Genomic DNA, 6,945 nt, shown 5'->3' with positions numbered 1-6,945 from the left:
CAACCAGGCACCCACCGGCTCCAGCGTGATCTTCAGCCATGCGGACAACCCGACTGTCTCGGCTCCGCCCGCGGCGGCCGGAAGTTCCCCACCAGAGACTCCGTAGGAGTGCCCGGGACAAGGAGGCGGGCGGCGTGCGGGCCGTTGGGAACTCGAACCCGACGACCACCGCCGTCATCGCAGCGCTGCGCACAGCCGCGGCAGAACCGCACGGCTGGCCTTCCGCCGACCTAGGACACGCCGTCGAGCGGGCGCAGGAAACGGCGCTCGTAGCGCCTGATGCAGCGCGTGTCACGGGCTAGCTTCATTGACCGGTTGCCGTGGCTGCTGCGGGCTTGACCTGGACGGCCGTCCTGCCTTCATCAACCGCTGCGGCGCATCGCGGTCCCTTGCAGGCCGGGCATTTCGGATTTATTGACTTCTCTCTGCTTCGGAGCGACTCCGAAGGGCAACCCTGTCGGTTCCGCCCTATTTGTGGAAGAGTTGCGACTGCGGTCCTCGCACGGTCCGGTGAGCGACTCCCTCATCGACGGCTCGCGCATATCCAGACGCGTCCCGGACACCAAAGGCGGTGACCGATGGCTACAGGCACCATGGCCGCGGCGTTCCTCGCGGTCATCGGCGGGGCGTCACTGCTCGCCGTCACCGCGCGTCGCTTCCACCCGAGCAGCCAGCTGCCCTCCTTGGAGGGCTGGGCACTGGCCGACCGCAGCTTGCGCGGTGGCTGGACCTGGCTACTGCTGGGCGGCACCATCTTCACGGCGTACACGTTCACGGCCGTGCCCGGGCTGGTCTACGGCAAAGGGGCGTCCGCCTTCTTCGCGCTCCCCTACACGATCATCGTCTGCCCGATTGCCTTCGTCCTGCTGCCCCGGCTGTGGACCGAGGCCCAGCGGCACGGCCACATCACCGTCGCCGACTTTGTCCGAGGACGCTACGGGTCGCCGCCGCTGGCCCTGGTCGTGGCACTCACCGGCATCCTCGCGACCATGCCATATCTCGCCCTGCAACTGCTCGGCATCCGCGCCGTACTCACCGCGGGCGGCCTCTACCCCGGCGCCATCAGCAGCGACCTGGTGATGGTCGCGCTCTTCACAGGCCTCGCGGTGGCGACATACCGGCACGGACTGCGGGCACCCACCGTGATCTCCGCCCTCAAGGGCGTGGGCGTCTTCGCATCGGTCATCGCCGTCATCTGGCTCGTCCTGGCAGCAACCGGCGGACCGGGCGAGGTCTTCGACGCAGCCTCCCGGCGCCTGGACCAGCCTCCGTCCGGCACGGACAGCGGCGCCTCGCTCACCCTCACCGCCGACCAGCAGCCCGCGTACGCCACCCTCGCCTTCGGCTCCGCGCTCGCCCTGCTGATGTACCCGCACGTCCTCACCGCCGGGTTCGCCGCAGCCAGCCCCGGCACCCTGCGCCGCGTCTCCATCGCCCTCCCCGCCTGGACCGCGGTCCTCGCCCTGTTCGCCCTCCTCGGCGTCGCAGCACTCGCCAACGGCGTAACAACTCCCCAAGGCGGCGCGGAAGCGGCGCTCCCCATGCTGGTCAAGGACGTCATGCCGGCGCCACTGGCCGGCCTGGTCTTCGGCGCGATCATCATCGGAGCGCTGGTCCCCGCTGCCGTCATGTCGATCGCTGCCGCGACCTCCTTCGTACGCAACGTGTACGTCGAGTACTTCCACCCCACCGCCACCCCCAAGCGGCAGGTGCGGATCGCCAAGATCGTCTCGCTCACCGCCAAGGCCGGTGCCATCGCCTTCGTCTTCGGGCTGCGCAACCAGGACGCCATCAACCTGCAATGGCTCGGTGGTGTGTGGATCCTGCAGACCTTCCCCGCCATCGCCCTCGGCCTGCTCTCATGGCGCCTGCACCACCGCGCGCTGCTCGCCGGCTGGGCCGTCGGCATGGCCGCCGGCACCGTCATGGTCGTGATCCAAGGCTTCTCCCCCGTCGTCCCGCTCGGGCCGCCCGGACGATCGGTCGAGATCTACGCGGGGCTGGCCGCCTTCCTGCTGAACCTCGCCGTCGTGCTGCTCGTCACCGCAGCGATCGCCCTCATACATCGCATACGCAACCGCACCATCCGCGGCTGGTCGCCCGGAGCCGGACTGACGGCCACCACCGCACCCCAAGACGGGAACGAGTAGGTCATGAGACACAGTCGCAACCGCCCCGACCAACCGCCGGCCCCGCAGACCGTCGGGACGGCGGACGGCGGCCCGATGAGCAATGCCGTATCAGCAGACGCGGTCAGTACCCCGATCTCCACGCAACCCGCCCTGGGACAGCCTCCCGACGACGCCGCCCAGCCGGACCGCGAGGCCGGGATCGCCGCGCTCTTCGACGCGCAGTACACACCGATGCTTCGCCTGGCCACGCTGCTGGGTGCCGACGACCCCGAGAACATCGTGGCCGAGTCGTTCTATCAGATCTACCGCAAGTGGCGAAGACTGCGAGATGCCGGATCGGCCGAAGCCTACCTGCGCTCGACAGTCTGCAATCTGACCCGCATGCGGATACGCCATCTGCAGACGGCCCGCAGGCACGCGGTCCCCGCGCCCGTCGAATGGGTCACCTCCGCCGAGAGCTCCGCACTGCTCCGCGACGACCAGCAAGTTCTGGTCGCGGCGCTGCAGGACCTACCCTCGAGACAGAGGGAGGCGCTGGTACTGCGCCACTGGCTCGGGCTCAAGGAAAGCGAGATAGCCCAGGCGATGGGTATCACGGCAGGATCGGTCAAGACGCACACCGCGCGCGGAATCGCCGCCCTGACCAAGGCAATGGAGGCACGGCGATGAGCTCCATCCGGGACAATGCCGGCCCCGACGACACGGCACCCGACAACACCGAAAAGCAGCTCCAGGACGCACTCGACGCCCTGGCCGGCGGCGTCCACCCCGCGCCCGACGCCTACCGCACCGCGCGCGGCGAATGGCTGCGCCGGGAACGGCGCCGAAGGCTGGTACTGGCCGTGCTCATCGCCGTGGTCTTCGCGCTCGCCACGTTGATCGGCCTGTGGATCCTCAATGAGGCGCCGTCGAATTCGGACGTCATCTTCCACCGTGCCGCTGCCGTATCCCAGGTCAGCACGGTCGGCTTTACCTGATCCGCCGGCGTGCGGTCCACGGCCGTCGCCTTCGGGTAGTGGATCCGTCGGGCGACGGGGTTGTGTGGTGGACTCGTGGCCAGAGGGACTGGGCCGCGATCATGGCCGGGTAGCCGCCGTCTCTCCTCGAGAGCGGGGCCCCTGCTGTGTCGCCCCGGCACCAGGCCATTGCCAGGTGGTGGCCGGTCCACACCTGATCGTCGGAGCCTCGCCCGAGTCGATCAGCACCGGCATCCGGTCAGGCGGCCACCTGACCCGGAACAAGACCCTCGACCTGCTCTTCCAGCCGGTCAGTCCTGCAGTCGTGCTGCTCCCTGGCCACAAGTTCAGCCCAGACGAGCTGGCCGTGGGGGAGACGGTAGGTTCCCCACCGGGAGGAGACCGCCTCGACAAGGCACAGGCCTCGCCCGTTGCAGTCCTCGTCGCTCGGCGTGGCCCGCGACGGCAGGCCACCGTCCCAACCCGGTCCGTGGTCGCCGACCTCAATGCGCAGAACACATCCGGCGGCCTCGTCGTGGACCATCCGCAAGGTGAGCCAGGCTGGTCCGGCGCCGTGGTGGACGGCATTCGTGACCAGCTCCGAGATTATCAGCGCGGCATTGTCCGACAGTTCGGAGTGCTGCCACTCCTGCAGCCGGTCTGTTGCCTGCCGTCGAGCCTCACCCGGAGATTCCACCGATGCAGGCAGAATCCACGTGCAGGCTGAGCGAGTGATGGTGGACTCACCAGAGCTGAGAATGGGCATTGCGGCTCGCAGAGAGTGAGTGCGACCTGTCCGTGAACGCTTATCCGCTTCGGGCGATGTGTCATCCGCAGGTCACTGGGCGGCTGTTCTTGTGGGCCCTTCGCATGAGAGTTGTCTTCTGGTCCGGTCCGGTTGACAGCGTCCTGAATGTTTCTTCAAAGGTTCCGCGCCCCGGATCACGTGCTGGTGGGGTGTTCGCGGCCGACTGCCTTCAGGACCCTCATTTCCTTTACGGCAGCCGGCCGCGGGGCCAGGCGGAGTGCGGAAGAACGCCTGGCCGTTGCCCGGCCCTCGCAGCCGGACGCTTCTTGCATTGCTGCGGCCGATCAGGGCTGGGCGGTCGCAGCGAGGGGCTTGGTGACGGCCGCTTCCACAGGAACCGGTCACACACCTTGTAACAGCTTCTGCAGGAGAGTTGCGTGCGGGCCTCAACCGGTTGACCGAGAATTCCGGTCTCTTTCTCACGTGGCGCACGGCTCGCGGACCTCATTGGCGCGGACGGGGCGCACCGACGCACAATCAAGGCAAGCCAGCCCTTCGGGCACAGCCAGAGTGCAGGCGCCTGTGCGGATCCATCAGGTGTCTGCCGGAGGTGCGACGATGATGCAGTCCCCGCATTCCCCGCACGATCCTGGGCCCAGGCCCCGGAGGAAACGCCGCTCGGTGATGACGTTTTCCCGGATCGCCGCGGCCGTGCTGCTGATCGCCCCGTTCGTGGCGATGCTGTGGGTCTCCTCGTATGCGAGGACCGGTCCTGACCTGGGGGGCGCACCCTTCTTCTACTGGTACCAACTGCTGTGGATACCGATCACCGCGGCCAGCATCCTCGGCGCCTATCTGCTGCTGCGTCCTGACAAGAAGAAGACGCCAAAGAACCGTGAGCGGCAGTGAACCAGGCCCAGGCGCTGCGGTGTCGGCGTACGCACTTCGAACACACAGGTCCGAGCCCCAGGGACCGCGGGATCCCCGAACGGGACAGGCGTATTGGCGTGCGTCGTCGCAACGATGCAGGCCCATCGTGCCAGAGCAGCGGCGAACGCCTGGGGCGGGGTCCGCCAACTTGGGGTTGTGCGGGGTGGGTTGTTCAGCCGGTGCTCTACGCAGGAGGTCGTCAACGGTGCAGAGGGACCGGTTCGTGCACGTGGACAGGTACTGGCCGGCCAGGCCGTTTGTGTTCTTGTTCGTCCCCGGCTGCCAGGGGCTGCCGGGGCTGGCGAGGAAGATGCCGTTGGCGAAGTGTGGCGCGATCTCGTGGTGGCGAGCCCTCTCGGAGCCTTGGGCCCATGTGGGACTGTGCCGGGCGGGTTCCGGAAGCCGACTGAAGACGGCGATGAGGGCATCGCGCAGGTGGCTGGCTGAGTGCCCGCTCGGCAGCGGGACCAGGCGGAGATGGCGGGTGCACCGGTCGACCAGGGTGGCAACGGCGGGCTGTCCCTCCCCCGGACACATCGTCACCCCGGACGATCGGTACCGCAGCGTGACCGCGGGGCGCCTTCGGCATCGGGCGGGAAGTCGTCGTCAGGCGCCGCGTCAACGCCGACGAGACGGCGGCGTCCACGTACTCACCCCGTTGTCCTGACGGACGGCAAGGTGCTTCTGGTCGACTGCGGCTGGATCCTCTCGGGCCCGTCACAGTCCGCCTTCCCGCAGGTCCCGGCACCGCCTCGCGGTCAGATCACCGTCCCAGGGCGGCTGATGCCGGACGAGACGACCGCGGCAAGCGGCAATGCCGGACCGGCAGATCATGCTGATCAACAGCGAGCGGGAGGCGCGGTGCCTCGGCGCCGAGGTGCTTGGCGGCTGCATCACTCAGAGGCGCCCGAGCCGGAGGGCGGCACCCCTGAGCCGGTCGGCGAGCCCGGCGACGAGCCAGGCCGCGCTGAAGTGCGCGTACGCCATCCAGGGGTGGCTGTTCGCCGCGAGTGTCCCGATCGGCTGGGTGATCCTGGTCCGGCGGGAGGCCCGGGACTGGGATGCCGGGGCGAATGAGAAGGAAACACCGGACACGCAGCCGGCGTCCGTGCAGCCGACGCCTCGGGCGCGCCGGCCGGTTCAGCGGCCGCTCCAGTAGCGGAACGTGCGTTCCGGCTGGGGCAGGAGGTTCCAGGGGTGGGGAGTCATATGGCGCCCTATGCGCTTGAGGACCCGCCCCGCGTCGTCCGGCCGGTACGCCTGGACCAGGGCGAAGGCGAGGACGTTGAGGTCGATCAGCGACTCGGCGTGCGGGGGTGCACCGGCGTCGAACCACTGGTACAGGGCGATGTCGATCTCCTCCGCGATCTGCGGTTCGTTCCAGTCGCGGCCCGCCCCCATGGCCGACTGGCGCAGCCGGTGGGCGTGGACTTCCACGCGGGCCGCCACGGGCAGCAGCGCGACCGGGGAGCCGTACGGTGCCCGGTCGGCGCTCATCCGTGCGAAGTCCAGCATGTCGGGGACGTTTCCGTACCCGCGCGGGGACAGGTACCGCAGCAGGTCGTGGTAAGCCGTCCGGTGCCACGGGGCACGGGTGACGGCCTCAGTCCAGATGGGAACGGCGTCGTGAACGGGGACGGCGAAGGAGCGCATCAGGGACAGCAGAGCCAGCCAAGGCGTCGGGTCCTCGGGGCAGGCCTCGGCGGCGCGCAGGCACGCCTGCTCTGCCGACCGGGCGGCGGCCCGCCCTCCCTCTGCGGCCCCGGTGACCTGCACGAAGGCGCGCAGGGCCAGGGCGTCCCCGTCGGCGGGCCGGTCGGCGGCCCATCGTTCGCAGATCGCGGGGGGCAGGCTCCGCGCCAGCACGGAGATCCGGTGCGTCCGGCGGTCCCAGTCGTGCCCCGTCGTGCGCAGCAGTTCGGCGACCGGCTCCCAGACGGCCTGCGAGGAGTCGGCACCGAGACCGTGGAGCTGCCGTTCGGGGCGCAGTTCGGTCAGTGTCTTGTGGAGGGCCTGATCGTCGAGTGCGGGGCGGACCTGCAGGGCGGGGCGACGTCTGAGCATCTCGGTCCCGGTCGAATAGGTGAAAAGAGGTGGTACGGGGCGGGCATGCCGTCAGGGCTGTACGCCACACCCCCCCCCGTCGGCTGAGAACCCCTCGGAACAGACCTCACCCTAC

General features: G+C 69.2%; 6 protein-coding genes and 1 pseudogene. 5 read left to right on the top strand and 2 right to left on the bottom strand.

Going from position 1 to position 6,945, the window contains the following annotated elements; all coding sequences use genetic code 11:
- Positions 1 to 578: 578 nt before the first annotated feature.
- From AB0K02_RS33790 to AB0K02_RS33780, 3 genes are all read left to right on the top strand, one after another.
- On the top strand, positions 579 to 2,150 hold the full coding sequence (locus AB0K02_RS33790; protein ID WP_365996437.1) for a sodium:solute symporter: 1,572 nt from the start codon (positions 579 to 581) through the stop codon (positions 2,148 to 2,150).
- Between the two features lie 75 nt (positions 2,151 to 2,225).
- Positions 2,226 to 2,801, top strand: coding sequence for a sigma-70 family RNA polymerase sigma factor (locus AB0K02_RS33785; protein WP_365996436.1), 576 nt, complete (start codon positions 2,226 to 2,228; stop codon positions 2,799 to 2,801).
- Positions 2,798 to 3,109 carry a hypothetical protein gene (locus AB0K02_RS33780; protein ID WP_365996435.1) on the top strand — a complete coding sequence of 104 codons (312 nt, stop codon included), beginning with the start codon at positions 2,798 to 2,800 and terminating at the stop codon, positions 3,107 to 3,109. Before AB0K02_RS33785 ends, AB0K02_RS33780 begins: the two co-directional genes overlap by 4 nt.
- A 238-nt stretch (positions 3,110 to 3,347) precedes the next feature.
- On the opposite strand, the gene AB0K02_RS33775 is transcribed toward AB0K02_RS33780, so the two are convergent.
- On the bottom strand, positions 3,348 to 3,854 hold the full coding sequence (locus AB0K02_RS33775) for an ATP-binding protein (protein ID WP_365996434.1): 507 nt from the start codon (positions 3,852 to 3,854) through the stop codon (positions 3,348 to 3,350).
- A 666-nt stretch (positions 3,855 to 4,520) separates the two neighbouring features.
- On the opposite strand from AB0K02_RS33775, the gene AB0K02_RS33770 reads away from it, so the two are divergent.
- Both AB0K02_RS33770 and AB0K02_RS33765 read left to right on the top strand, forming a co-directional pair.
- The gene (locus AB0K02_RS33770) at positions 4,521 to 4,745 is read left to right on the top strand and encodes a DUF3311 domain-containing protein (RefSeq protein ID WP_365996433.1); all 225 of its coding nucleotides are present in this window, start codon (positions 4,521 to 4,523) and stop codon (positions 4,743 to 4,745) included.
- 544 nt (positions 4,746 to 5,289) lie between these two features.
- Positions 5,290 to 5,925: pseudogene (locus AB0K02_RS33765) on the top strand (SURF1 family cytochrome oxidase biogenesis protein); the annotation flags it as partial.
- On the opposite strand, the gene AB0K02_RS33760 reads toward AB0K02_RS33765, so the two are convergent.
- The gene (locus tag AB0K02_RS33760; protein ID WP_365996432.1) at positions 5,907 to 6,830 is read right to left on the bottom strand and encodes a hypothetical protein; all 924 of its coding nucleotides are present in this window, start codon (positions 6,828 to 6,830) and stop codon (positions 5,907 to 5,909) included. The pseudogene AB0K02_RS33765 and the gene AB0K02_RS33760 sit on opposite strands and share 19 nt — an antisense overlap.
- Positions 6,831 to 6,945: the final 115 nt, after the last annotated feature.

It is taken from the genome of Streptomyces sp. NPDC049597 (assembly GCF_040675505.1).
Taxonomy (GTDB): domain Bacteria; phylum Actinomycetota; class Actinomycetes; order Streptomycetales; family Streptomycetaceae; genus Streptomyces.
This window is presented reverse-complemented; position numbering and strand designations above follow the sequence as displayed.

Bases quoted from the DNA above. Each gene is read 5' to 3' on its own strand.
- AB0K02_RS33790 (WP_365996437.1), top strand. From the start codon at position 579: ATGGCTACAGGCACCATGGCCGCGGCGTTCCTCGCGGTCATCGGCGGG.
- AB0K02_RS33785 (WP_365996436.1), top strand. From the start codon at position 2,226: ATGAGCAATGCCGTATCAGCAGACGCGGTCAGTACCCCGATCTCCACG.
- AB0K02_RS33780 (WP_365996435.1), top strand. From the start codon at position 2,798: ATGAGCTCCATCCGGGACAATGCCGGCCCCGACGACACGGCACCCGAC.
- AB0K02_RS33775 (WP_365996434.1), bottom strand. From the start codon at position 3,854: ATGCCCATTCTCAGCTCTGGTGAGTCCACCATCACTCGCTCAGCCTGC.
- AB0K02_RS33770 (WP_365996433.1), top strand. From the start codon at position 4,521: ATGACGTTTTCCCGGATCGCCGCGGCCGTGCTGCTGATCGCCCCGTTC.
- AB0K02_RS33760 (WP_365996432.1), bottom strand. From the start codon at position 6,830: ATGCTCAGACGTCGCCCCGCCCTGCAGGTCCGCCCCGCACTCGACGAT.